Origin of the sequence: Chryseobacterium sp. FH2 (assembly GCF_001045455.1) — a bacterium.
Classification (GTDB): domain Bacteria; phylum Bacteroidota; class Bacteroidia; order Flavobacteriales; family Weeksellaceae; genus Chryseobacterium.
The window spans coordinates 80,374-103,963 of sequence record NZ_LFNE01000003.1 but is presented as its reverse complement, the minus strand read 5'-3'; the positions used below and the strand labels follow the sequence as shown (position 1 = coordinate 103,963).

The 23,590-nt window shown below is 37.2% G+C and carries 27 protein-coding genes; 14 read left to right on the top strand and 13 right to left on the bottom strand.

All coding sequences use genetic code 11. The features are described 5' to 3' along the window. Positions 1 to 48 precede the first annotated feature (48 nt). From ACM39_RS05590 to ACM39_RS05570, 5 genes are all read right to left on the bottom strand, one after another. Positions 49 to 1,503, bottom strand: a complete 1,455-nt coding sequence (locus ACM39_RS05590) for an alpha/beta hydrolase fold domain-containing protein (protein WP_048510050.1) — start codon at positions 1,501 to 1,503, stop codon at positions 49 to 51. Between the two features lie 250 nt (positions 1,504 to 1,753). Continuing rightward, on the bottom strand, positions 1,754 to 2,581 hold the full coding sequence (locus ACM39_RS05585) for a helix-turn-helix domain-containing protein (protein ID WP_053073297.1): 828 nt from the start codon (positions 2,579 to 2,581) through the stop codon (positions 1,754 to 1,756). A gap of 310 nt (positions 2,582 to 2,891) precedes the next feature. Continuing rightward, a complete protein-coding gene (locus tag ACM39_RS05580; RefSeq protein ID WP_048510345.1) occupies positions 2,892 to 3,863 on the bottom strand; it encodes an aldo/keto reductase in 972 nt (323 codons plus the stop codon). 155 nt (positions 3,864 to 4,018) lie between these two features. Continuing rightward, positions 4,019 to 4,849, bottom strand: a complete 831-nt coding sequence (locus ACM39_RS05575) for a pirin family protein (RefSeq protein WP_048510049.1) — start codon at positions 4,847 to 4,849, stop codon at positions 4,019 to 4,021. 6 nt (positions 4,850 to 4,855) lie between these two features. Continuing rightward, the gene (locus ACM39_RS05570) at positions 4,856 to 5,221 is read right to left on the bottom strand and encodes a DoxX family protein (RefSeq protein ID WP_048510048.1); all 366 of its coding nucleotides are present in this window, start codon (positions 5,219 to 5,221) and stop codon (positions 4,856 to 4,858) included. Positions 5,222 to 5,328: 107 nt separating this feature from the next. On the opposite strand from ACM39_RS05570, the gene ACM39_RS05565 reads away from it, so the two are divergent. Then, positions 5,329 to 5,676: a winged helix-turn-helix transcriptional regulator gene (locus tag ACM39_RS05565; RefSeq protein ID WP_048510047.1), complete on the top strand. Its 348-nt coding sequence runs from the start codon at positions 5,329 to 5,331 to the stop codon at positions 5,674 to 5,676. A 236-nt stretch (positions 5,677 to 5,912) separates the two neighbouring features. On the opposite strand, the gene ACM39_RS05560 is transcribed toward ACM39_RS05565, so the two are convergent. Beyond that, the gene (locus ACM39_RS05560) at positions 5,913 to 6,710 is read right to left on the bottom strand and encodes an SDR family oxidoreductase (protein WP_048510046.1); all 798 of its coding nucleotides are present in this window, start codon (positions 6,708 to 6,710) and stop codon (positions 5,913 to 5,915) included. 86 nt (positions 6,711 to 6,796) lie between these two features. Here ACM39_RS05560 and ACM39_RS05555 point away from each other — a divergent pair, with 86 nt between their 5' ends. Continuing rightward, on the top strand, positions 6,797 to 7,138 hold the full coding sequence (locus ACM39_RS05555; RefSeq protein WP_048510045.1) for a winged helix-turn-helix transcriptional regulator: 342 nt from the start codon (positions 6,797 to 6,799) through the stop codon (positions 7,136 to 7,138). Here ACM39_RS05555 and ACM39_RS05550 read toward each other — a convergent pair. Together ACM39_RS05550 and ACM39_RS05545 are read right to left on the bottom strand one after the other, a co-directional pair. Next, on the bottom strand, positions 7,125 to 7,589 hold the full coding sequence (locus tag ACM39_RS05550; protein WP_165585095.1) for a thiopeptide-type bacteriocin biosynthesis protein: 465 nt from the start codon (positions 7,587 to 7,589) through the stop codon (positions 7,125 to 7,127). The genes ACM39_RS05555 and ACM39_RS05550 overlap by 14 nt on opposite strands. Then, positions 7,579 to 8,250, bottom strand: coding sequence for a lantibiotic dehydratase (locus ACM39_RS05545; protein ID WP_082140536.1), 672 nt, complete (start codon positions 8,248 to 8,250; stop codon positions 7,579 to 7,581). Before ACM39_RS05545 ends, ACM39_RS05550 begins: the two co-directional genes overlap by 11 nt. A gap of 158 nt (positions 8,251 to 8,408) precedes the next feature. On the opposite strand from ACM39_RS05545, the gene ACM39_RS05540 reads away from it, so the two are divergent. Continuing rightward, positions 8,409 to 8,873: a hypothetical protein gene (locus tag ACM39_RS05540; RefSeq protein WP_048510043.1), complete on the top strand. Its 465-nt coding sequence runs from the start codon at positions 8,409 to 8,411 to the stop codon at positions 8,871 to 8,873. Between the two features lie 187 nt (positions 8,874 to 9,060). Here the strand turns inward: ACM39_RS05540 and ACM39_RS19175 are convergent, their stop codons facing one another. The 3 genes from ACM39_RS19175 to ACM39_RS05530 all read right to left on the bottom strand — a co-directional run bounded on the left by ACM39_RS19175 (position 9,061) and on the right by ACM39_RS05530 (position 10,818). After that, a complete protein-coding gene (locus tag ACM39_RS19175; protein WP_165585093.1) occupies positions 9,061 to 9,219 on the bottom strand; it encodes a hypothetical protein in 159 nt (52 codons plus the stop codon). 67 nt (positions 9,220 to 9,286) lie between these two features. Continuing rightward, on the bottom strand, positions 9,287 to 10,516 hold the full coding sequence (locus tag ACM39_RS05535) for a type II toxin-antitoxin system HipA family toxin (RefSeq protein WP_048510042.1): 1,230 nt from the start codon (positions 10,514 to 10,516) through the stop codon (positions 9,287 to 9,289). Next, on the bottom strand, positions 10,513 to 10,818 hold the full coding sequence (locus tag ACM39_RS05530; RefSeq protein ID WP_048510041.1) for a helix-turn-helix domain-containing protein: 306 nt from the start codon (positions 10,816 to 10,818) through the stop codon (positions 10,513 to 10,515). Before ACM39_RS05530 ends, ACM39_RS05535 begins: the two co-directional genes overlap by 4 nt. A 623-nt stretch (positions 10,819 to 11,441) precedes the next feature. On the opposite strand from ACM39_RS05530, the gene ACM39_RS05525 reads away from it, so the two are divergent. From ACM39_RS05525 to ACM39_RS05480, 10 genes are all read left to right on the top strand, one after another. Continuing rightward, positions 11,442 to 12,143, top strand: a complete 702-nt coding sequence (locus ACM39_RS05525) for an SDR family oxidoreductase (RefSeq protein ID WP_048510040.1) — start codon at positions 11,442 to 11,444, stop codon at positions 12,141 to 12,143. Between the two features lie 16 nt (positions 12,144 to 12,159). Continuing rightward, positions 12,160 to 13,065 carry a helix-turn-helix domain-containing protein gene (locus ACM39_RS05520; protein WP_048510039.1) on the top strand — a complete coding sequence of 302 codons (906 nt, stop codon included), beginning with the start codon at positions 12,160 to 12,162 and terminating at the stop codon, positions 13,063 to 13,065. Positions 13,066 to 13,161: 96 nt separating this feature from the next. Then, on the top strand, positions 13,162 to 14,193 hold the full coding sequence (locus ACM39_RS05515; protein ID WP_228377061.1) for a zinc-dependent alcohol dehydrogenase family protein: 1,032 nt from the start codon (positions 13,162 to 13,164) through the stop codon (positions 14,191 to 14,193). A 58-nt stretch (positions 14,194 to 14,251) separates the two neighbouring features. Then, positions 14,252 to 14,803 (top strand): flavin reductase family protein, encoded by a 552-nt coding sequence (locus ACM39_RS05510; RefSeq protein ID WP_048510038.1) that lies wholly within the window; start codon positions 14,252 to 14,254, stop codon positions 14,801 to 14,803. A 286-nt stretch (positions 14,804 to 15,089) separates the two neighbouring features. Next, positions 15,090 to 16,238 (top strand): NADH-dependent flavin oxidoreductase, encoded by a 1,149-nt coding sequence (locus ACM39_RS05505; RefSeq protein WP_048510037.1) that lies wholly within the window; start codon positions 15,090 to 15,092, stop codon positions 16,236 to 16,238. Positions 16,239 to 16,292: 54 nt separating this feature from the next. Continuing rightward, the gene (locus tag ACM39_RS05500; protein WP_048510036.1) at positions 16,293 to 17,312 is read left to right on the top strand and encodes an aldo/keto reductase; all 1,020 of its coding nucleotides are present in this window, start codon (positions 16,293 to 16,295) and stop codon (positions 17,310 to 17,312) included. Between the two features lie 18 nt (positions 17,313 to 17,330). Continuing rightward, positions 17,331 to 18,716, top strand: coding sequence for an aldehyde dehydrogenase family protein (locus ACM39_RS05495; RefSeq protein WP_048510035.1), 1,386 nt, complete (start codon positions 17,331 to 17,333; stop codon positions 18,714 to 18,716). A gap of 142 nt (positions 18,717 to 18,858) precedes the next feature. Then, positions 18,859 to 19,707: an oxidoreductase gene (locus tag ACM39_RS05490; RefSeq protein WP_048510034.1), complete on the top strand. Its 849-nt coding sequence runs from the start codon at positions 18,859 to 18,861 to the stop codon at positions 19,705 to 19,707. Positions 19,708 to 19,766: 59 nt separating this feature from the next. Next, positions 19,767 to 20,489, top strand: coding sequence for a putative quinol monooxygenase (locus tag ACM39_RS05485; protein ID WP_048510033.1), 723 nt, complete (start codon positions 19,767 to 19,769; stop codon positions 20,487 to 20,489). 19 nt (positions 20,490 to 20,508) lie between these two features. Beyond that, positions 20,509 to 21,348: an oxidoreductase gene (locus tag ACM39_RS05480; RefSeq protein WP_048510032.1), complete on the top strand. Its 840-nt coding sequence runs from the start codon at positions 20,509 to 20,511 to the stop codon at positions 21,346 to 21,348. A gap of 263 nt (positions 21,349 to 21,611) precedes the next feature. Here ACM39_RS05480 and ACM39_RS05475 read toward each other — a convergent pair whose 3' ends face one another. Next, positions 21,612 to 22,109, bottom strand: coding sequence for an SRPBCC family protein (locus ACM39_RS05475; RefSeq protein WP_048510031.1), 498 nt, complete (start codon positions 22,107 to 22,109; stop codon positions 21,612 to 21,614). Between the two features lie 41 nt (positions 22,110 to 22,150). Next, positions 22,151 to 22,462: an EthD family reductase gene (locus ACM39_RS05470; RefSeq protein WP_048510030.1), complete on the bottom strand. Its 312-nt coding sequence runs from the start codon at positions 22,460 to 22,462 to the stop codon at positions 22,151 to 22,153. A 119-nt stretch (positions 22,463 to 22,581) separates the two neighbouring features. Here ACM39_RS05470 and ACM39_RS05465 point away from each other — a divergent pair, with 119 nt between their 5' ends. Next, complete coding sequence (locus ACM39_RS05465; RefSeq protein ID WP_048510029.1) at positions 22,582 to 23,562, top strand: GlxA family transcriptional regulator; 981 nt, start codon at positions 22,582 to 22,584, stop codon at positions 23,560 to 23,562. The last annotated feature ends 28 nt before the right edge of the window (positions 23,563 to 23,590 follow it).

Below are 23,590 nucleotides of genomic sequence, written 5' to 3'. Positions count from 1 at the left end.
CTTATTCACTACTAATAATTTTATTCGTGCATTCGTGGCTTTTCCTGATTATTTAATAAATCCGAGCTGCTGAAACATTGCCAAATGGTCTTCTGAAAACCACGCTTCGGCTATCTTGCCGTTTTCAATCCTGTAAATACCCATTCCATTCCATATTGCAGTTTTGTTGGTCGCTTTGTTGCCCATAAAATCGCCTATGTTTTTACCGCTATTGGAAAAATACAACACCACTTTATCATCAGAAACAATAATATCTTTTACTTGTAAAAGCATATTGCTGAATGAAGCATCTGCCGCACCGATGAGCATTTTTTTATAGTTCTCAATTCCGTAAACTTCACCTGCACTTCCACCGTGCCAAACCATAGTTGGAGACCATAATTCATCAATTAATTCAAAATGTTTGTTGTTGATTACTTCGTTTACAAAGCGAAGCACAACTGCTTTATTTGCTTCTGTATTTATTTGTGTTTCTGTTTGCATAGTTCCTGTTTTTAGTTGTCTGTTTAAAAAATCATAGATTGCTTTTCGTGCTTCAATTGATTCGGGAATGTCGGGATAGGTTTGGTAGCCGTGCCACATTCCCTCACCTACAAGTAACTCTGCAGCTATTCCGCCTGATTTTAATTTCCAAAGCAAGCGTGATGAATTGCTTAAAAACAAATCTCTTGTTGCTGTTGTAATAATTGAAGCGGGAAAATTGCCTTTGTAATCCGCATTTACAGGCGACACAAAAGGGTCGTTCAAATCTGTGTCTTTATCTAAGTATGCAGGTAATGCCAATTTATTGATGCTGTTTTTTCCTGCAATCACATCTCTGCGGTCGTTTGAAATGTATGTATCACCTTTAATGGCCAACTCTAATGCCGGTGATAAAACAACATTAGCTATTGGCATTTTCAGATTTTCATTTTGTGCTTTCAGCAAAGCTGACATCATTAAAGGTCCACCTGCCGAAAGACTTGATGATACAATATTTTTTGCAGGAAAATTAGTAACAAGGTATTTGTAAACTTTCAGGCACTCATTTATCGCTACCGGATATTTGGCTTCGGGTGCAAGCGTGTAATCCACCGAATAAATGGTGTAGCCATATTCGTTAGCCATTAGCAAGGCGGCACGTTCATAGCCCGAACCCAAAAAGAATGCACCACCGTGAATATGAAAACCAATCACATTTTGATTTTCGGGTTTGATGTTTTTAGGTTTGATGATATTTACTTTTACATTCTCAATAATGGTGTCGGTAACAGTAAAGTCAAAACGCTTGTGCATATCAGCAATCTGCCACTTTTCGTAAGCAGCAAATTGTTCACGCCCCATTAACCGCATTTTGTCGGTTGCCTTAATAATGGGAAGTTTAAGGTATTTGAAGCTTTTCAGGGTATCAACCGCCTGTTGGCTCATCGTGGCGGCTTGTTCTTTTGAGATTTTAATATGGCTGGCACATCCTCCTAAAAATAGGGTAGCTGCTATTCCAATAGTTATGATGTGTTTTTTCATTGCTTTTTTTGATTATCATTTTTGATAATGCAAAGGTGCAATGAAAGGCAGGGTAGCTGTTTTTGTCAGCGGCTCAAAGTTGCTTTGCTCAATAGCTCAAATATAAATGCCACGAATGCACGAATGTCTTTCCATTCGTATGTTCGTTTGTAAACAAATATTCTGAATAATGGTAGCTTTCTTCTTTGTATATAATGTTGCTCATAAGGCATATATATTTTTATGCACGAATTAATGTTAGTAATGCTTTTTATTCGTGCATTCGTGGCGAATTTTGTACTGCTGAAGGCGTATATCCAAAATGCTGTTTGAACGAACGTGAAAAGTGAGAAAGATTTTCAAAGCCTACTTCCAAATAGACATCGGACGGCTTTTTGCTTTTTTCGGTAATGAGAAAATGTGCTTGTTTCAGTCGTGTTTCAAGTAACCATTTTTGAGGTGTGCTATTGAATGCTTTTTGAAAATCTCTTTTGAATGTTGCCAAACTTCTGCCTGTGAGATACGCAAAACGCTCCAACGGAATGTTGAACGAAAAACTTCTTTGCATAAAACCGGCAAGGTCAATTTTACCTTGTTCGGCAAAGTTGGCAAGTATGCTGTCGGTGCCGATGTCCACCGTGCGAAGTATGGTAATGGCTTCCTGTAATTTGATGTCGGTAAGATGTGTGGGTAAATTATCACCGTGCAATTCGTAATAAGGCAGAATGGAGTCAAACAAGCTGATAAGCAAAGGATGTTTTTCTATTCGCTTAGCTTCCCATTTTGGTTTTGTGTTTTCGTTCGGTTTGTTGAGCGAATAGAATTTTTGTAAAAACGGTTGGGAAAATAATATAGAAATGGACTTGAACTCTGCATTGTCAGACGGATGCTTGATGAATTTCGCCAACATATTTCTGTAAAACAAAATCGTTTCGCCCTCTTTTATTATGTGTGTGCCGTTTGTGTCTGTTACGGTCATACTGCCCGAATAGATGTGTACAAGGGCGTGTTCGGTAACGGTGTTTTCATTGCCCCTGTGTTCTTTTTCTGTGCAGGAAAAGAAAATGTCAGATTTTGATATGTGATTGATATGAGGCATTGCTGTGCAAAGTTAAACATTATCAACAGAATTAATTTATGCACTTATCTACTGTAACACCTAATTCCTCGCTTACAATCTTAGCATATACTTTGTTGTATGGTGGAATGGTCAAGCGTTTTCTAATATCAAACAAAGCATTTTCGGACTGCTGTTTCGGAATAGGCGTCTGGTCGGGAAATTGCACTGTTTGTTTGATGTGATTTTTTAAGAGATACGTTAATAAAAAACAGGAAAAGGTTATATGAACTAGTATAGATGACAGGATTGCTATCATCTATACTCTGCTTTTTTCAATAAAGAGTGTTTTTTACTTACCCAACTTTTGCTGTATTTGTGCGGGATAGCGTTCGCCTACAATCTTGATTGTCGCCAATGCCGAATTGATTTTGTTTAATTCATTGTCAGACAAAGAAATGTTTACTCCGCCAATGTTTTCCTGTAAACGGTGTAATTTTGTTGTGCCTGGAATTGGAACAATGAACGGTTTTTGAGCCAACAACCAGCCCAAAGCAATTTGTGCAGGTGTAGCGTTTTTATCTTTTGCAATGGAAACAACTAAATCAACCAACGCTTGATTGGCTTCTCTGTTTTCTTTGCTGAAACGTGGCAACATACTTCTTGTGTCCGTTTTCTCAAACGCTGTGTTTGCGTTGATTGTTCCCGTTAAAAATCCTTTACCTAACGGACTGAAAGGCACAAAGCCAATTCCTGATTCTTCCAAAGCAGGAATGATTTCGGTTTCAGGGTCACGGAAAAACATTGAATATTCGCTTTGCAAAGCGGTAACAGGCAAAACAGTGTGTGCCTTGCGAATAGCTTCGGCATTTGCTTCCGACAAACCAAAGTGTTTTACCTTGCCTTCTTCTATCAACTCTTTTACTGCACCTGCAACTTCTTCAATCGGCACCTTCGGGTCGAGTCTGTGTTGGTAAAACAAATCAATGTAATCGGTTCTTAATTTTTTCAACGATGCTTCCGCAACTGCTTTTATGCTTTCGGGACGACTATCCAGACCTAACTGAAAATTGCCGTCCTTAAACCCGAATTTTGTTGCAATGACAACTTCTTTACGAAATGGCTCAAGTGCTTCGCCAACCAGTTCTTCGTTGTTTCCATAGGCTTGTGCGGTATCAAAGAATGTGATACCGTTTTCAAATGCCGAACGTAATAATTTAATGTTTTCTTCTTTTGCAGGTGCGTTTGGGAAACTTAATCCCATACAACCAAAACCCAATGCAGATACTTCTACTCCGCTGTTTCCTAATTTTCTTTTTTCCATTTTTTTTGCTTTTAATACTGAAACAAAGGTCAGTCTTAAAAAAATGGAATCATTTGCCATTTGGCAAAAAGTGCTTGTGTCAATCTTTACAGTCGTGCTAGATATTTACCTGTCGACTAAATACTTGTTCATCAAATTAATTTCGGACTGTTCCTTTAATAGAAATAAGGTTCTAATTTTCCCATTTCTCCGCGAGAATATCTATGTTGCATTTCTTCCATTTGTTCGGATGTAGTCGCTACGAATGGTCCGCCATAAACTATCGGTTCGTTATGCGGGGTGCCGCTTCCAAGCATAAACTGCAGTCCTTCTTCACCTGCTTCTACTGTAATACTGTCACCTTCCAATGAATAATTGATCATTGTTTTGGGCAGGATTTGTTCACCTTCTGTCGCTCCGCTGCCTTCCATGCCATATACAAAAGCCATTGGTTTGGTAACTATCGTAATGCTTTTGTGTGGTTTCAGATAAATGTGAAAAAGGTCAATGTCTGTTACCATTTTATGAGTGGTGCTTTTGCCGTCATAAGTCCCGTGCACTATTCTTACCAAAGCATTATCTGATACTACTTCCGGAACATCCTTCGCATCTACGTGAATAGATTTTGGTGTTACAAAACGATTTTTATCTGAATGGTTGAACCAGATCTGAAAACCGCTTGTTTCCACACCTTGAACTTTGGGAAACTCGTCATGGTGCATTCCGCTTCCTGCCTGCATGATTTGTAAGCCACCGGGTTCAATATAACTCAAACCGCTTAAATTATCCCTGTTGATATAACTTTCTTTACTGTCAGGCCGCATGTAGGTCATTACCGAAACACCTGCATGAGGATGAGGCCCAAAAACCTGTTGCGACATCCGGAATTCTGAAAAGAGTAAAAAAGGTTCAATAGGAAAATCCCTTGCAAAGAAGCCCGCACCTTTAAGCCCTTTTGCAATTGGATTAAATGCTGAATCCGTTTTTTTGATTACTTTTTTGTTCATTAGAATTTATTTTGTGGCCAGATTCTTATGAAAGTAAATATAAGAGACTACCAAAAACGCAAGTGGTATTAACGGAAAGATAGCAGCCGGAAAACCATCTATTACAGAATGTGCTATGAATGCGGAAATAAATGCGATTGCAAAACCTATATAAGCCCATTCTTTGAATTTTGCAGGTACCATGGGTAACACTAAGATTATTGCACCGATTATTTTAGATATACCCAGCTCTATTCTAAAATAGTCAGGGAAGCCCAAGTGGTGAAATGATTCAATAAACATAGGGCTGGTAAAATACATTGGAGCCGTTGATACTCCGCTAAGCAACATTAATATGGTTGCTGTCCAATAAATGATTTTGTTCTTTTTCATTCTTTTTATATTAATTGTTTCAACAAAAGTACTTACATTTACTTTCTAAAATATAGTTGTTACCTGGTGGTAAGTAGTTACCTGTAGGTAAGTAAATCTGAAAAGCAATGGCAAAAGCAATTAAAAAAGAGACCTGTCAGTATAGACTGATAGCCGGAAAAGATGCTATGGAGGTACTTCAGGGCAAATGGCGAATTCCAATTATTATTTCTCTCACTGATGGAGATAAGCGTTTTGGGGAAATTCAGAGAGAAATTGGTATTTCTCCTAAAATGTTGTCGCAGGAATTAAAAGCGCTGGAAGAAAATAAAATCATCACCCGCACTTTGTATGACAGTATGCCTGTAACCGTTGAATATTCTCTAACGCCACTTGGAAGGTCAACGGATAAACTTTTAGAGGAGTTTCTGAAATGGGGCACTCATTTTAGAAATGAAATGTTGGGAAATAGGTAAAGGAAAGCAACTCCGAAAACTGAGCTGCTTTATCTTGATAACTTTCAAATTTCCGATGCACTTTTCATGAAGCTTTTAATACATTGGACTAGGTTCCTTTAAATTTGTAGATTCTATCTGATCTTAATATTGTGCGGGCTAGACTTCTTACACTTCGCTTGATACGAAGAACCTATCCCACCCTATGATAAAAAAGCCTATGCTGCGAGCATGGCTTTTTGTCATAGGGCTTTTTGTCAGGCATTAAATAAACTTAAAAAGAATTTCTTTGTTTCTTTTCTAAACTCTTCTGCACCAATCTCCACACGTCTTGCATAGGTTTTCTTTGCAATATCTCCTGCAAGGTAACTAAGCTGGTCTTTATTGTCAGTGGCAGCTTCATAAATGACATCCGCAATTTGTTCCGATGTGGAAGCAAAATTAAATCCGCCAAGCATTTTTTTCATCACTTCATCATATTCAGGAAGCGAAACTAATTCTGTAGCATGAAGGAAATTTGAGTTTGTTCCATTCGGCGCAACCGTTTTTACACCAATATTGAATGGTGCCAGTTCAACAGATAGGCTTTCACTCCAACCCTCAATGCCCCATTTTGTAGCGTGATAAACATTGCTAAATGGATATCCCACAAATCCTGCGGTTGATGTTACATTGATGAACAAACCAGTTTTCTTTTTTCTAAAATAAGGAATGAATTCTTTTGTAACACGTATCACACCTAAAAGATTAGTATTGATTTCCCGCACAATTTGTTCATCGCTGAACGATTCCATTGCGCCAAATAATGCGTAACCTGCGTTGTTCAATACAACATCAATATTTCCTAATGAAATTGCTTTTTTAACCGTTTCTTTTATTTGCTCAACATTGGTAACGTCTACCGGTAAAACCGTTACGTTTTCAAGTTGTGTTAATTCCGTTTCTTTTTCGGGACTGCGCATTGTAGCGATTACGTTCCAACCTTTTGACTGAAATAATTTTGCACTTGCCTTGCCCATTCCTGATGAAGCACCTGTAATGAAGATTGTTTGCATTTGAATTAAATTTATTGATTACACTGCAAACGTAAAACTAAAAAGGTATATATTTGATACTTGTATCCTAAAGGATACCAGATTTTATGACAAAAGAAGAAAAACGGTTTCAAGAGAAAATCAAAGCAATACAAGACACCATGTATGTGCTTGGCGGTAAATGGAAATTACCGATTATTCTATCTATTTATAGCGGGAACAAGCGGTTTAATGACATTTCAAATTCTATTCCGAAGATTACCAATCGTGTGTTATCAAAAGAATTGAAACATTTGGAAGAAAATTTATTGGTCAAAAGGGAGATTACTGAGGATTATCCTGTTAGAATTGAATATTCTGTAACGGATTATAGTTTCGGGCTTGAAGAAGTAGTGAAACCCATGGAAAGCTGGGGCAAAAAACACAAAAAGAAAATTAGTGGGAAGTAGTGGTTTGATAGAAAAGAGAAACAATAATTTTCTCTTCATCGTCATAATGCAAGCATTGTAAAGTAAATTCACTGTTTTTGTAAAATAGAATTTCAGCTTCTTCAATAGTATTCTCGCCATAACGTTCAAGCTCCCTGCTGTAAGTATCAATAACAATATCTGAAATTTCACCACTTTCAATATATTCTTGCAGAGCCTCATTAATTTTGACAAGTATTTTACTATAATCATCAATATTATTTAATTTAAACCTTATCCTCAAATGCGGTTTCGGATCATTGTAGCGGATAAAAAACCATTTTGAAATGTAGTCGTTTTCTTGGAAATACTTCATCAAAGGCTGTATAGCTTCATCCAAAATAATATCAGCAGTTTTTACTCCTGCATAGATTTTCAGATATAGCCACTCAGTCGCGGGAATAAATTTCTTTTTACTATTGTCATTTATCATTTTTATACAATGGAAAAATAAATTCTCGTTTAAAATTATCATTTTCATTATACAAAAATTCTTCAATGATAATGAACCCCTCATTTTTTACAGAATCAATAAACATTTTTACCAAATCAAAATTTCCTAAATTAATGGTAAGTTTATTATCCGATTTTACCCATTGTACCCACTGAGGAATTTGCTTCATTTTTCTCCAGTCTTCTAATTCTGAAAAAAGCCGCTCTTTGCTGTTTAGTAATAATGAAATTTTTTTTATCTCTTTATTAGTTATTTTCCAAGAAGCTTTTGATAGAACGATATTTTGATATTCAACTCTTGGTAAGAAATTGTAAATATTTTTTAAATCGCCCCAATTAAAATAGATCCCCGATTGAATATTTTGAGAATATAAGTCACATAGAAAATGATAAACAGGTAGAGGGTTTGCTGAATAGTTATGAGCGTTTGTAAGATAAGGTTTAACTTCTTTATTAAGCCTTTTAGAACGTAAAATGATTTTATTATTTTTCAAAGAGATATACAAATCATCTACTTGTATTTGATTCTTTTGGGGTAAAACAGATTGAGCCAAATATGGAATTTCATATTGTCTCAAAGTTGGTCTCCGTATTACATTTCCTATTCGCGCTTCGGGTAAATGAATCACCTCTGCTAAAATATTATCAGGGTTAAGATTATTTCAAAAAGTGATTAACCAGAAGTGGTTTAAAAAGGTCATTAGACAATATTTGATAAGAAATTATTTAGATGATATAATTATACTTGGTCTAAACAAATTCTAGAATTCTTATTTGATTCTTAAAATTTATACAAAACTTGTTTACTCCAATAAACAAGTTTTGTTTTCTACTTGGAACTTTAGCATTATCACTATTAGTAATCGTAAACTGTTCTAGCAGTAACGATAATGATAACGGCACTACAAACAACAATCAACAACAATCAACAACCCAATATTTTCATCCTCCTGCATGGATTCAGGGAACATGGAAATATGCACCGCTTGACCCGAACCACGTAGGATTTACTTATAAATTTACAGATTCAGATTTTATCAATATAAGTACAGGCGGAATGGAAACAAGTTGGATTCAAAGTATCAAAATGTTTCCTAATGGAGGTAGTGTTGAGGAAACCATTACTAATACAGAGTATAGCTTTACTATAAAGTATAATGGTACAGCAAATTCCCAGTTTCTAGAGTTAAAAAAAGTTTCTGCAACTGAGATTCAATACAGAGCTGCACCTACTTTGAATTGGACAACGTTGATTAAGGGGTAATATTGAGACTTAACCTACGGGTTGAGACTTATGTTTTTAATCCCTGCGAACACTGATGAACAAGGGACTAAAAAAACAATCTGCTAAGTAACATTAAACCATAATTGTAAGACATCTTTATCATACTCTCAATCTAAATAAACACTCTAATTTGAGAAAAAATATTATTTCAGTGGCTAACTTTAGCTTATTTAAGATTCTCTAATTTATTTATAATATCCTGCCTGTACAATTCAACATCTATTCCATCCTTAATATATTTTTCTGCCAAGATTGTTGACAAATCTTGTTCATTATTCTTCCCTAAGACTCCTTCTGCATAAAGTTTGTTTTTTACTATATCCAATCTTTTTTGATTTTCATTTAGGACGAAAATAATTTACAGTTCTAACAAGTGTAGCTCAAATTTTATATTAAAATGTTTTAATCAATCTACTTATTAATTCTCTATTGGATTTACTAACTCCAAAATCTTTTGATAGGTTTGACCATTTACTAAGTGCAGAACGTGTTTGCTCAATAACATTCTCTATGAATTCTTGTGATAATTTGGCTTCCCTTCCTAATTTAGTCAGATGTTTGAAAGTTATATTTCGCCCTTCTCCCATTACCATAGTGCTTTGTTCGCCTCCTGGTCCATTTGAGAAAGTAAGGTCATAAGCGGGTGATAATATCCATTCGCCAAGTTCATTCATCAAAAACGAAAAATTCTTAGCATGGTCGTCTCTATTATGTGCCATAATATTGAAAACTGCTAACCGAAACATTTTTTCTACCTCTCGGATATCTTTGGTTAAAACACCTGTCAATGATAATAAATCTTCATAATCAAGAGATGGAAACCTAAAATTATTGTGAATAAGTCCACTCACCGTATGCATATGGAGACGCTTATCTCCATTTCTATCAAAACGTTTAACAGCAAAATAGCCATTTCCTTTCTGTGACGGAAACAAATAGACTTCAGGCATTTTAATTCCTGCATCTACTGCCATTAAGGCGTAAACGTATTCTATTGCGCCCGCATCTTTGCCATCTAATGAGTTTGGAAATTTCACCATCCAGGGCTCAAAACCATCGCTTAACAAATTTGCTCCGTAGGATATATTTTTTCGTTCTGCATCAACGCCAATTAATGCTTTTGGCCGTGCTCCGGCAGAAGATCCATTCAAAGCTAAAAGCTCTGCAATCACTTCCTCAGAATCACCTTGCAAAACTTCTTCTGTTTGCATTGCCAAAATATCCAAATCAATCATTTCATTACCACTATTTGGACTCTGATCTGGTTCATAAATCAATGCGCCCATACTTTGCAATCCAACAAAAGCTAAACGATCAAGTGGGGAAATATCCGATGGGGAAATTCCTTCCGAGCGAAGCAAACGGTCAAAAAGCAATCTTCCCCAACCGTCTGGCAAACTATCACTGAAAACACCGGCCAAACCTTCAAATGGATCTCTTGGAAGCTCTATCAAGCCTTGTTGCAAAGGAAGTCTTATAGGTGAAATTTCTAAATTGGTTTGCAGAAATTCTTCATCGTATTGAAAGTAGATAATGCCATTAAGAATTGCCAAACGTCCAACGGGTTGAACTCCAGAACCAAAATTCAATCCTACCTTTATTTCTTTAATGGATATTTTCATTTCCTATTTCCTCTTTTTTTAATGGGTTTTTCCTCTGATTTTAGTACATCATCAATAGATTTAAAACTTTGCTCCTTCGGTTTTAACACATTAACCATTTCTTCCAATCCACCAACAACTGAAAGCAATTTTAAAAATGACTCCAAAGAGATCAAGCCTTTTTGCTCAAATTTCCTGAGGGTCGGTAAAGGAATACCCGATCTTTCTGCCAAACCCTCCTGTGTTAGATTCATTTGCAATCGTCTTTCACGGATATTATCAACTAGTTTTTTTTGGGCTTTGGACAAAGAAACAAATAACATAATAGTAGTATTTATTGTTATTATTAAGATTTAAATAATATTATCATATTACAAATATACGAAGTTTTTACATATTTATCGTTCAACCTGACGTACCTTCTAATTACTTTTTATTGTTTCGGCATTGTATTGTCTTTTAATATTGACTGTCAGCACTTAACAATAGTTATATTGACTCCAGCTCAAATGTGCATACAGTGTATGCAAATTCTCAAATGTACTGTAAAACTAGCGATAAAGGTTAATTTGTCTTATAGAAAAAGTACTTCCAAACTGAGTTTGTAGTTGTTCCGAAAGATATTTGATAAGAAACTTCACTTAATTATTTAGATTATATATTTTGTCTATTGAATTATAATCACAGACTACTTTTCTTTCTAAAAACCAATCCGAACCTTAAGATATCCCCAAAATTTAAATTATTGCATTTTTTAAACTAGTCTCATATTTTTTCTATTTATAGATTGTTTTATAATTATTGCCAATTTCAAATACAAAACTTGAAAATATCATATTTTAGATATTTGAAATTAGTTTATAGTGTTTGATTTTTGCATCAAAGCATTTGATTTTTGTAACACTCCCGATATCTATGTCCGTAATTTTGTGAAAAATAAGTTGTTATGGAAATAAAGAATGTTAAAGCTATTATTACGGGTGGAACAAGTGGTATTGGATATAAAGCTGCAAAGGTTTTAAAAGAACTTGGAGCTGAAGTAGTGGTTTGTGGGACTAATGAATTTAGAGTAAATCAAACAACTAAAGAACTTGGAGTTTATGGAATTAAAGCTGATGTTACAATTGAAGAAGAAGTACTCGCATTGTTTGATTATGCAAAAGAGAGAATGGGAACGATAAACGTATTGATCAACAATGCGGGAATCGGAAAATTCATTTCATTGATAGAGACCACAGCCGAAGATTTTCAAAAGGTCTGGGAAGTAAATGTCCGGGGACTTTTTCTGTCTGGAAGAGAAGCTGCAAAGCATTTTATGGATAAACAGTATGGAAACATAATCAATATTGGCTCTACAGCTTCACTTCGCGGATATGCCAATGGATCTTCTTATGTAGCCAGCAAATTTGCCGTTTCCGGTTTAACAGAATGCTGGAGAGCAGAATTAAGACCATACAACGTTAGGGTTATGCAAATCAATCCAAGCGAGGTGATTACGGATTTTCTTCTTAAAGAAGGTTTGGAAATCAAAAATGAAGACAATAAACTTAAACCAACAGAAATTGCGCATTTAATTGTAAATATGTTAAGTATGAGCGATGTTGGGTTCATTCCTGATGCATCTGTATGGGCAACAAATCCGTGGTAATTTAAATGATAAAATTATGGAAAGAACAGTACAAGCACAACAGTTTTTTGATGATAAATTAATCTGGATGCCGGATCACCTGCAAAGAGAAATCGGCCAGTTTAATGTTTTCCCGATATATAGCACACCCACAAATAAGATCAACTGTCAGCCTTATAACCGAAAGGGATTTTATAAAATAAGCCTGCTAAAAGGTCATACAAAATTTTCTTATGCAGACAAGGGTTTGGAATTTATGGATAGCGCCCTTTTATTTTCTAATCCCAATATCCCATATTCCTGGGAACTGCTGGATGAGGAACAAACGGGATATTTCTGTGTATTTACCGAAGGTTTTTTCAATCATTTCGGCAATATCAACGATTATCCTGTTTTTAAGCCCGGAAACATTCCTTTGTTTGAACTGAATGAAGAACAAGAAGAGCAGATCGGTATTATCTTCAAAAAGATGATCGCAGAGATTGAATCAGATTATTTTTACAAATATGACGCCATACGCGCGCTGGTTTTTGAGCTTATTCATCTCGCGCTAAAATTAACTCCTATCAGAAGTAACCCTGTTGACGATTCAAATGCGTCTTTGCGAATAACGTCATTGTTTACAGAGTTATTGGAACGTCAGTTTCCGATAGAATCACCAAGGCAACAGATTAAGCTAAGACATCCCATTGAGTTTGCCGACAATCTTTCGGTACACGTTAACCACCTAAACCGTTCATTGAAAAAAGTAACAGGAAAAACAACCTCTCAATTTATCTCCGAAAGAATAATGCAGGAAGCGAGAAGTTTACTTCAACATACCGACTGGAATATCTCTGAAATTTCCTGGTGCCTGGGATTTGAAGAACTACCTCACTTTATTAATTTTTTCAAAAAGGCGGAGACTTCCACACCTAAACATTATCGTAATAGCCATTTGTAGACATCAAGGCACAAAAACAAAGCTCTGCTTTAGTAGCAAGAAAAGTGACTGTATGTCGAGATATACGGTCGATATACATTTTAAAATTTTAATACTATGTTAGAAAAATCAATAACGATGAAAGCTTGGCAATTACATGCTTTCGATTTAGAGAACCTGACACTTGATAAGGTAGCAGTTCCAACGCCGGGTCCTAATGATATCTTAATTAAAGTAGGCGCGGTTTCTCTTAATTTTAGAGATAAGGCAATTGTAGATGGCATTTACGAACCGGAAATGATTCCTAAACCACTAATCCCTGTATCAGATGCAGCAGGAACGGTCGTAGAAATTGGGGCAAATGTAACCCGTTTTAAGGTTGGAGATAGGGTCACCTCTCACTTATACTCAAAGTGGATTGACGGACAACCCGCACCAAATGAACCTGATTTCTGTTTTGGTGCGCCCCTGCCGGGTGGATTGGCTCAATATATGCTTATCCACGAAGAATCTGCAGTCAAAGTCCCATCATATATGACAGATGAAGAAGCTTCAACGCTTCCTATTGCTGCATTGACTGCATGGTTTTCACTCGTAACTTATGGTAACCTGAAGGCCGGAGAAACGGTATTGATACAAGGTACTGGAGGAGTATCCATTTTCGGGTTACAAATAGCCAATGCTTTGGGCGCAAAAGTAATCGTGACTACCAGCAGTGATGAAAAAGGAATTAAGGCTCGTGAACTTGGAGCACAGGAAATAATCAATTATGTAAAAACAGCGGATTGGGTGGCTGAAGTCACCAAACTGACCAATGGACTGGGTGCCGACCATTTACTCGAAGTTGTAGGCGGTGAAGGTCTCAATCATTCTGTCCGGGCGACAAGAGTTGGTGGTCAAATCTCACTCATCGGCTTCCTGACCGGACAGAAGACCAACTTTGATCTAATGCCGGTGATATTCAGACAAACCAATATTCAGGGTATTGCTGTTGGACATAGAGCAGCATTTGAAGAAATGAATAAAACCTTTGAACAGTATCGCATTAAACCTGTAATAGACACCGTATATAGTTTTGAAGATGCAGTTAAAGCTTATGAACATCTTGGCCGTGGTGCGTTCGGTAAAATAGTAATCAAGGTTTCATAAATTGATCAAAGTAAGCCGTTAGATTACCAAACAGCTACTAACATGTAATAAATTAGTTATGGAAACATACCCTATTGATAAGATCTACCGCCAGATAGAGCCGGGATCTGTTTTACTCGTATGTACGCAAAACAAGGGCGTACCTAATGTCATGACTACGGGATTTCAAATGATGATACAGCACGACCCTCCTTTGATCGGAGCGATTGTTGGTCCATGGGATTACAGTTATAAGGCGCTCGTGAAAAACCAGGAATGTGTGTTAACTATTCCCGGTATTGATATCATTGAAAAAGTTGTGGACATCGGTAACTGTTCTGGTGATAGCGATAACAAGTTTGAGAAATTTAACCTGACCATTATACCTGCAAGCATTATCCAGGCTCCTATGATCGAGGATTGCCTTTTTAATATTGAATGCAAGGTGGTCAACACCGATCTCGTTGACCGATATAATCTTTTTGTACTGGAAGCGGTAGCTGCCTGGAAAAACCCTGACAAAGATAAAATAAAACCGTTTCATCATCATGGCAATGGGGTGTTTTCAACAGAAGGTAAATCTATCAATCTTCAGGACAGAATGACAAAATGGAAAATTTTTCAGGACTAAAGTGTTTTCATTTTATGAATTAAAGTTATTCTAGCAATTACGACGGTTCGTTTTTCAAGCTTGGTACGTAGCGATTAAATTCGCTGGTTAAATAATAAAAGAAGAGACTGCTCTCAGCCATGAGACGGTCTTTTCTTTTTTGTAAGCTATCAAAATGATTTTCAAGTACAGTATTAGAAGAAATTTTAGTATCTGATGAGGTGTTTGAAATTTGCATTTTTTGGTTTCATCTACGCATCCGTTACCTCTGAAATGGTATCTACCTTTGTATCAAACAATAAGAAAAATGAAACAATACAAAAAATTACTTGAGCCTTTTCAATTGACAAAAGGAATACAAATCAAGAACAGGATTGCAATGGCTCCTATGACTACATGGGCAGGAAACGATGATTTCACCATTGCGGATGAAGAAGTTGAATGGTATAAAGCACGTGTAAAAGACGTAGGATTGGTTATCACCGGCTGTACCCATGTAACCCCGGAAGGGATTGGCTTTAACCATGAATTTGCCGGATATGATGATAGCTTTATTCCTAGTCTGAAAAAATTAGCCGATGCCGCCAAAAGTGGCGGTGCTCCTGCTATACTGCAAGTTTTTCATGCAGGAAACAAAGCGGTCACTGAATTGATCCCCAGCCGGGATGTTGTAAGTGCCAGTGCTATAAAATCAGAGGTAACCCCTTTTACGCCTGCTGATCTGCTAACGCCCAGGGCTTTGGAGGAAAATGAGATCTGGGATATTATCAAAGCTTTCGGTGCTACTGCCCGCAGAGCGATTGCAGCCGGATTTGATGGTATTGAAATACACGGTGCCCATGGTTTCCTAAACCAAAACTTTTTATCTCCGATGTTCAACCAGCGCACAGATAAATGGGGTGGTTCAATTGATAACCGTCTGCGTTTTTCTACTGAGGTAGTTCGTGAGGTGAGGCGTGTTATTGCCGAGTATGCTGATCGTCCTTTTGCATTGGGCTTCCGGGTTTCTCCAGAAGAATTGCCTAAAGAAGGTTTAAGGTTACCGGATAGCCTGGCTTTGGTGGATAGATTGATCCAGGAACAGGTGGATTATCTCCATTTCTCACTATTTCAGGTTTTGACACAAAAACCATTGGACAGCGACACCAGTAAAACCATTACCGAAGTATTGACTTCTTATGTTAACAACCGTGTACCCGTAATCGCAGCAGGACAGGTGACCACACCCTCAGAAGCCGAACAAGCTTTAAGCCTGGGACTGGATCTGGTAGCCATCGGAAGAAGTATGGTGGTCAACCCAAAATGGGCACAATGGGCCAATGAAGGAAATGAGGATCAAATAACGATGATTCTCGATACAGAACATGCTGCTGATAAGAAAATTCCTGAAAAACTGATGGCGATTGTTCATTATGCTAAAGGATGGATCAAGACCACCGAAGAAGTAACAGCTTAATTGAACTGTTTAATAACAGAATACTATCATGAACAAATCTTAAAAATAAAAATTATGAAATACAATTATGTAGGAAACACTGGACTGATGGTATCAGAACTTTGCTTTGGAACAATGACATTCGGCGGCCAAAATGCCGGTATGTGGGAAAATATTGGAAAGTTACAGCAAAACGAAGTCAATGAATTAATGAAATCGGTCATTGATGCCGGGATCAATTTCATTGATACAGCCAATGTATATTCCTTTGGACAGTCAGAGCAACTACTGGGGCAATCCCTCAAAGACCTTGCTGTACCGAGGGATCAGGTAGTTATTGCCACAAAAGTATTAGGCATTATGGATGAGACTCCTAACGGTCGTGGCCTCTCACGCTACCATATTTTCAACTCAGCTGATGCCAGTCTGAAAAGGCTGCAACTGGATCACATCGATATTCTTTATGTACACGGTGTCGATTTCAAAACAGATCTTGAAGATATTGTCCGCAGCTTGAACGACATCGTGGAAACAGGTAAAGTGCGTTATATCGCCATCTGCAACTGGCCTGCGTGGATGGTGGCAAAAGCTCAGGCTATCGCTCATTATAATGGCTGGCATAAATTTATCGGACTTCAGTACCACTACGCAGCTGTTACCCGTGATATTGAGCACGAGCTGGTACCAATGGCCCAAGATCATAATCTGGCAATTTTTCCTTGGAGCCCACTTGCCGGAGGTTTTCTTTCAGGAAAATTCACAAGAGATCAATCGAGCGAAGGCTCGCGTCGGGCAAATTTCGATTTTCCTCCCGTTAATAAAGAAAAAGCATACGACCTGGTGGATGTTATGAAGGAAATTGGTCAGCAATACGATGCTACGGTGGCACAGGTTGCCCTGGCTTGGGTAAGGCAGCAAACCGGCATCACAAGTACCATCATCGGGGCTAAAACAATTGACCAGTTGAAAGACAATATCCAATCTGTAAATATTCAGCTATCAGCAGACGATTTAAATAAGATAGATACTGTCAGCCCGTTGCCGCTTCAATACCCTGGTTGGATGATAAGAAATCAAAGCGGTTACAGAATTTAACCATTAAATATATTTACGATGGAAAATCAATTCAAGAGCATCTTCGAAAAGCAAAAAACTTATTTTTTGACTGATGCTACCAAAACTTATGAATGGCGGATTGATCAGCTTACCCGCCTTGAGAATATGATCAAAGAAAATGTTCAGGCATTTAAAGAAGCGTTAGCAAAGGATTTCAAAACCGCAGAATTTGAACAGGATCAGGAGATCTTTGCCAGTTTGGGAGCCATTGAGGAAACTAAACAAAGCCTGAAGAAATGGATGGAACCAGAATTGGCAGAGCTTCCCAAAAGAATGTCAGATACCGGACACAAAGGCTATATATATCGCGAACCCTATGGAGTTTCCCTTATTGTAGGTCCTTTTAATGCACCAGTCGTATTAATTATCGACCCTCTGCTGGCTGCTTTGTCTGCCGGTAACACGGCCATTGTCAAACCATCAAATTCCTCATCCGCAGTTGCGGCCCTCTTCACTCAATTAATAGCTCAGTATTTTAATGAAGAGTGTGTAACGGCAGTGCAGGGAAATAGAGAGGCCATGACTCAGCTACTGGAGTTGCCCCTCGATTTTATTTTCTTTACAGGCAGCATTCAGGTAGGTAAAATTGTGATGAAAGCCGCTGCCGAAAATTTAACCCCTGTGCTATTGGAACTAGGTGGGCAGAATGCGGTAATAGTAGATCAGACCGCTAATTTAAAAGAAGCGGCGCGTAAAATAACATGGGGCGCAACAGCTTTCGCTGGCCAATGGTGTGTTTCGCCCGGCTATGTTTATGTACATCAATCTGTAGCTGAGGAATTTGTTTCTGAATGCAAAATTGCGTTAGATGAACTCTATGGTAAGGATGCTTCGAAAAGCGAGGATTATTCAAGGATTATTTCGGAGAAGGATGTCTTACGTCTGGCAGAAGTAATTAAAGGGGCTAACGTAGTTTATGGAGGTAACTTCGATGTCGAAAGCCGCTATTTTGAGCCAACCCTGGTATTCCCTGCTTCCTGGGAAGAAAAGGTGCTGGAAGAAGAAATATTTGGCCCTATTCTTCCAATTATCCCATACGATGATATTGCAACAGCAATTAAAGTAATCAAGGAGAAACCAAAAGGATTAGCAGCCTATATATTCAGTAGAGATCAACAGGCAATTGACCTGTTCATCAACAGTGTTTCTTCCGGAGGCGGAGCTGTTAATCAAACTAATATGCAAGTATTCCTGACCTCACTACCATTTGGTGGCGTAGGAACTTCAGGATTAGGAAAATATTTCGGAAAACGTGGATTCGATAGTTTATCAAACATCAAGTCCATTCTCTTTTCCGATCCGGATGTTACCATAAATGACTTCCTGCCACCTTTTACAGAAAGCAAAAAGAAAGATTACCTAACGTGGTTTTTACCTGCATAGGTCTGTGCCATGAAGAAATGTAAATCTTATTTTATCTACTTATAATGAGCTATAAAGTTAAAATGTTTGAGCTGTTTAGAACTGTCGAAATGTAAAAATAGAACAACCTTTGTAGTGTAATTTAATTTAAAAATATTATAAAATGAAAAAGCAAAAAATATGGTTAGTTACCGGAGCTTCCCGTGGATTGGGGTTGGAAATCGTCAAAGCTGCTCTTGATGCAGGTGATAAAGTAGTAGCAACAGTACGTAGTAATCCGGAAAAATTGCAAGCTCAATTGAATAATGAAAATTTATTTGTGACTATTCTGGACGTTACAAATGAGCAGCAAGCGAAAGAAGTGGTAAATCTCTCCACGAATAAATTTGGAAGGATAGATGTACTAGTCAATAACGCCGGATTTGGATTATTGAGCGCCGTGGAAGAAGCAAGCAACGCAGAAGTCAAAGCCAATTATGAAGCAAATGTATTTGGCTTGCTAAATGTTACCCGAGGTGTGTTACCATTTATGCGTAAAGAACGTAAGGGACATATTATTAATCTCTCTTCGGTAGGTGGACTCACGGGAATCATAGGATGGGGATTGTATGGTTCCACTAAGTTTGCTGTGGAAGGAATAACCGAAGCCTTATCAAAAGAGCTGGCCCCACTTGGTATTTATGCTACAGCAGTAGAACCTGGCTTCTTCCGTACGGATTTCCTTGATCAATCATCGCTTACAAGATCAGCCAATAGTATTGAAGATTACGCCGAAACTGTTGGTGATATGCGAAATTATGCCACTCAGGTAAATCAAAAGCAGCCTGGCAGTGCGGAGAAATTGGCACAGGCTATTCTCAAAATAGCGAATGCTGAAAAACCGCCAGTGCATCTCCCTTTGGGAAAAGATACATTGCAACTTTTCAAAGAAAAGATGGATAGGTTTAATGCAGATATTGAGGCCTGGCATGAAGTAATCACCGGCACAGACCATGATGATGTTGTTGCCTAACATATAAATAGTTAAATATAGGTTAGGCACTTATTTTTAACAATCTAACAATTTAAAAAATGAAAAAAATCAATTTGTGGAATAAAATTATTCCCATCATAATTATTACGTTTATGACAAGTTTTAATATTGCCTCTGCTCAAAATGTGAGCGAAGAAAGAATAACCATGTTGGTCACCTTTAACGTTAAGGCGGAACAGAAAGAAGCGTTAAGAAAAGCACTTATCGCAGATAAAAATGGTGCCCTGAATGAGAAGGGGAACATATCGATGGAATTATTCGAACATAAGGACAAACCAAACACGTTTTATTTATTTGAAAGATGGGATAGCCAAAAATCTTTGGATGAGCATTTTACAAAGAAATATGCAACAGATGTGCTGGAATTAAATAAAACGACATTGGCAAAACCAATGGAGATTCTTTACCTCCATGATGTATCTCCTTTGTCAAAAAATGAAATCAAGAGCCCTCTTTCGGGTGATACGCCAGTTGATCTTGTTGTTATTTTCAAAGTAAAAGATGGCATGCAGGAAACCTTTATTAATCAGTTTCAAAAATCCATTGTAAACAGCAGACCTGAGCAAGGAAATATCGAATTCTTCTTCCACACGGTACCTGGTGACAATACTAATTTTGTCCTGTATGAGAGGTGGAGAAGCCAGGCAGCGATTGATTTCCACTTTGCTCAACTATACACTAAAGAACTGTTTGAAATGTTTAAATCGGCTCTTGAACAACCCATTGAAGAGTACCTCAATTTTATAACTGAAATCAAATAGAAATAAAACCGATAAACAAATGAATAAGATATGGTACGTAACTGGGGCCTCCAAAGGATTGGGCCTGGCCCTGGTAAAAAAACTATTAGAAAAAGGATATCAGGTAGCCGCAACTTCAAGATCACGTAGTGCACTCGAAAAAGCCGTTGATTCACGATATGAAGGAAACTTCCTGCCTCTGGAAGTAGATTTAACCAATCCATCTTCTGTCGCAGCATCCATTAAAGCAACCTATGACAAATTTGGAAAGCTTGATGTGGTTGTTAATAATGCAGGCTACGGAATAGGTGGAGCGTTGGAAGAACTTAGTGATAATGAAATCGAACAAAGCTTTGATGTAAACCTATATGGAACTATTAATGTCATCAAAGGAGTGTTGCCGTACTTCAGGAAAGCAAAAGCCGGTTATTTGATGAATATATCCTCTATGTTCGGATTTTATTCAGGGTATGGCTGGTCTGTTTATTCTTCTACCAAATTTGCGGTAACAGGACTCTCAGAAGGTCTGGCAAGAGATTTAGCCCCGCTTGGTATTAAGGTAACGACGATTGCACCAGGTGGATTCCGCACGAATTTTTTAGGAAACTCGGCAGTATTTCCTTCCGCAAGCACAATAGACGACTATGATGGAATTCATAAAGCCCAGGAAGAGATCATCGCTACATTGGCAGGCAAACAGCCGGGTAATCCCGAAAAAGCAGCAGAAGTGATGATTACGCTTGCAGATCACCCAAATCCTCCGGTTCATCTATGCTTAGGAAGTGATTCCTATCATCTTGCAAAAGATAAGATCCAGACTTTTGAAACAGAATTGGAAGAATGGAAAGAAATTAGCTTTTCAACAGACTTCCCAAGTTAAAAATCATGAATACATCTGATTGAGGAAAGCATAAACAATTTATGTACAGCTGTATACAAGAAATCCGTAGTAATATTCTACGGATTTCTTTATACTTATTGCTGATGAAAATTAGACGGCGAGTAGCCAATATGTCCTTTGAATATTCTCGAAAAATGAGCAGGATTTTCAAAATCTAATGTATAACAAAATAGCAAAACTGCTATAACCCACAATTTGATATTGCCAATTTCAATTTTATGTTACTTTTTACGGCTGACAATTTATTTTTTAGGCAAACCCCATTTTTCAACTAATTCTGCATTAAGTCCGCCTTCTTTTGCGTTTGGCTTTCCCTGTCCTGTTGTTATTAAACTTTGCAAGCTGCCTTGTATGTAACTTGTCCAGGCATCATTACAAACTTGATAACATTCATATTCGGGAACTAATCCTTCGTGTATGAACTGAACTTTTGTTTTTCCGTTATCTTCGGAAATATCAAAAATCAATTTATTGCCAATCCATTCGGTTTTGTCTTTAACAAAATTGAACTCATTGTCCGCAACTTGATAAACCAATTTTTTGTTGGGAACAATTTCAATCAGTTTTATTTTACTCAAATGAACATCTTTGTAGTGATAGAAAAATGTTTCGTTAAGTTTATCGGTGTTTCCCTCAATTTCTTCCGACCACCAGGCACGAAAATTTTTAATAGCATTAAACGCGGTTTCAGGACTTTGCTCAACTAAAAAATTTGAATTATAGTTTTTACTTTCTACCATTTTTCTTGTTTTAATTATTATATCAATTAAATTATTTGCGGCTACACCTCTACAGCATCAAACAAATAAATCTGAACGTCATTGTTCGGGGCTAAAATTCTTCTGTCTGTGGCGCACGCTTGCCCTTGCGGAGAAGCGAATGCGACTTTAATCGCATCTAAACTTTCAAAGTATAAAGTGCCAATGCAATAAACATCTGAATGCCCTGTTGTTGAAATAATTGGGCTTATGCCAATATCGTATTTTATTAATCCGGGAAGTTTTTTTGCCAATGGAATATGTACTTCAAAATAGTGTTTGTTAAAAGCCTCAAGGTCTTTTGGAGTTTTATAAATTGCAATCATCCGTGCCATTATATTTATTTTATGTTACAAAGGTATTGTCCAAATTAGTAATTTTAAGGGTGTAATATAGACATTGTAAGGGGTTGATTTGGACAATATGATTTCTTAACTTTGTAGAAAAATTTCCAATGAAACATATTTCTATAATAGTTCCTAATGGCGATAATAATTTGAGCAGTATCATTGGTGCATACAAAATTTTGACAAGGGCTAACACGATTTGGAAAGAGAAAACAAAAAAAGAACGCTACGAAATAGAGTTAGTTGGCATCTCAAAGAAAGTGAACTTTCATAATGGATTATTTTCCGTCAGACCGCATACTCATATTTCAAAAGTTACAAAGACCAATTTAATTATCATTCCGTCTTTAAACCACAATTTTCAAAAGGCAATGAAAGAAAATAAATCATTGGTTGAGTGGGTTGAAGAACAATATAAAAACGGTGCAGAGATAGCAAGCATTTGCACGGGTGCATTTTTATTGGCTTCTTCGGGTTTGCTTAACGGAAAAACTTGTTCAACACATTGGGCGTTTGCAGACACTTTCAGGACAATGTTTCCGAAAGTAAATTTACAAACCGACCGACTGATAACGGACGAAAATGGAATTTACACAAATGGTGGTGCCTATTCTTTTTTAAATCTTATTCTTTATTTGGTAGAAAAACACTTTGACAGACAAACGGCTATTTTTTGTTCCAAAGTTTTTCAAATTGAAATGGACAGACAAAATCAATCGGCTTTTATTATCTTTTCGGGACAAAAATCGCATAGTGATGAAGTAATTAAACAAGCACAAGATTACATTGAAAACAACCTGCAAGAAAAAATATCCATTGAAGATTTAGCATCAAAATTCGCAGTTGGAAGACGAAATTTTGACAGGCGTTTTATCAAGGCGACAGGCAACACACCTATTGAATACGCACAAAGAGTAAAAATTGAAGCAGCAAAGAAATCGTTTGAAACAAGTAGAAAAAACATCAACGAAGTAATGTATGAAGTCGGCTATTCAGACGTAAAAGCATTTCGGGAAGTGTTTAGAAAAATATCTGGAATGTCGCCATTGGAGTACAGAAACAAATACAACAACGATACATTAAACTAAATCCATTATACTAAAATACGGCTGGGCG

What these genes read in the sequence shown, in the direction of transcription:
- ACM39_RS05495 (WP_048510035.1), top strand. Translation starts at nt 17,331, where the DNA reads ATGGAAAATCAATTCAAGAGCATCTTCGAAAAGCAAAAAACTTATTTT.
- ACM39_RS05590 (WP_048510050.1), bottom strand. Translation starts at nt 1,503, where the DNA reads ATGAAAAAACACATCATAACTATTGGAATAGCAGCTACCCTATTTTTA.
- ACM39_RS05490 (WP_048510034.1), top strand. Translation starts at nt 18,859, where the DNA reads ATGAAAAAGCAAAAAATATGGTTAGTTACCGGAGCTTCCCGTGGATTG.
- ACM39_RS05470 (WP_048510030.1), bottom strand. Translation starts at nt 22,462, where the DNA reads ATGGCACGGATGATTGCAATTTATAAAACTCCAAAAGACCTTGAGGCT.
- ACM39_RS05525 (WP_048510040.1), top strand. Translation starts at nt 11,442, where the DNA reads ATGGAAATAAAGAATGTTAAAGCTATTATTACGGGTGGAACAAGTGGT.
- ACM39_RS05480 (WP_048510032.1), top strand. Translation starts at nt 20,509, where the DNA reads ATGAATAAGATATGGTACGTAACTGGGGCCTCCAAAGGATTGGGCCTG.
- ACM39_RS05500 (WP_048510036.1), top strand. Translation starts at nt 16,293, where the DNA reads ATGAAATACAATTATGTAGGAAACACTGGACTGATGGTATCAGAACTT.
- ACM39_RS05530 (WP_048510041.1), bottom strand. Translation starts at nt 10,818, where the DNA reads ATGTTATTTGTTTCTTTGTCCAAAGCCCAAAAAAAACTAGTTGATAAT.
- ACM39_RS05465 (WP_048510029.1), top strand. Translation starts at nt 22,582, where the DNA reads ATGAAACATATTTCTATAATAGTTCCTAATGGCGATAATAATTTGAGC.
- ACM39_RS05510 (WP_048510038.1), top strand. Translation starts at nt 14,252, where the DNA reads ATGGAAACATACCCTATTGATAAGATCTACCGCCAGATAGAGCCGGGA.
- ACM39_RS05565 (WP_048510047.1), top strand. Translation starts at nt 5,329, where the DNA reads ATGGCAAAAGCAATTAAAAAAGAGACCTGTCAGTATAGACTGATAGCC.
- ACM39_RS05555 (WP_048510045.1), top strand. Translation starts at nt 6,797, where the DNA reads ATGACAAAAGAAGAAAAACGGTTTCAAGAGAAAATCAAAGCAATACAA.
- ACM39_RS05485 (WP_048510033.1), top strand. Translation starts at nt 19,767, where the DNA reads ATGAAAAAAATCAATTTGTGGAATAAAATTATTCCCATCATAATTATT.
- ACM39_RS05535 (WP_048510042.1), bottom strand. Translation starts at nt 10,516, where the DNA reads ATGAAAATATCCATTAAAGAAATAAAGGTAGGATTGAATTTTGGTTCT.
- ACM39_RS05585 (WP_053073297.1), bottom strand. Translation starts at nt 2,581, where the DNA reads ATGCCTCATATCAATCACATATCAAAATCTGACATTTTCTTTTCCTGC.
- ACM39_RS05575 (WP_048510049.1), bottom strand. Translation starts at nt 4,849, where the DNA reads ATGAACAAAAAAGTAATCAAAAAAACGGATTCAGCATTTAATCCAATT.
- ACM39_RS05475 (WP_048510031.1), bottom strand. Translation starts at nt 22,109, where the DNA reads ATGGTAGAAAGTAAAAACTATAATTCAAATTTTTTAGTTGAGCAAAGT.
- ACM39_RS05580 (WP_048510345.1), bottom strand. Translation starts at nt 3,863, where the DNA reads ATGGAAAAAAGAAAATTAGGAAACAGCGGAGTAGAAGTATCTGCATTG.
- ACM39_RS05560 (WP_048510046.1), bottom strand. Translation starts at nt 6,710, where the DNA reads ATGCAAACAATCTTCATTACAGGTGCTTCATCAGGAATGGGCAAGGCA.
- ACM39_RS05570 (WP_048510048.1), bottom strand. Translation starts at nt 5,221, where the DNA reads ATGAAAAAGAACAAAATCATTTATTGGACAGCAACCATATTAATGTTG.
- ACM39_RS05550 (WP_165585095.1), bottom strand. Translation starts at nt 7,589, where the DNA reads ATGATAAATGACAATAGTAAAAAGAAATTTATTCCCGCGACTGAGTGG.
- ACM39_RS05515 (WP_228377061.1), top strand. Translation starts at nt 13,162, where the DNA reads ATGTTAGAAAAATCAATAACGATGAAAGCTTGGCAATTACATGCTTTC.
- ACM39_RS05505 (WP_048510037.1), top strand. Translation starts at nt 15,090, where the DNA reads ATGAAACAATACAAAAAATTACTTGAGCCTTTTCAATTGACAAAAGGA.
- ACM39_RS05520 (WP_048510039.1), top strand. Translation starts at nt 12,160, where the DNA reads ATGGAAAGAACAGTACAAGCACAACAGTTTTTTGATGATAAATTAATC.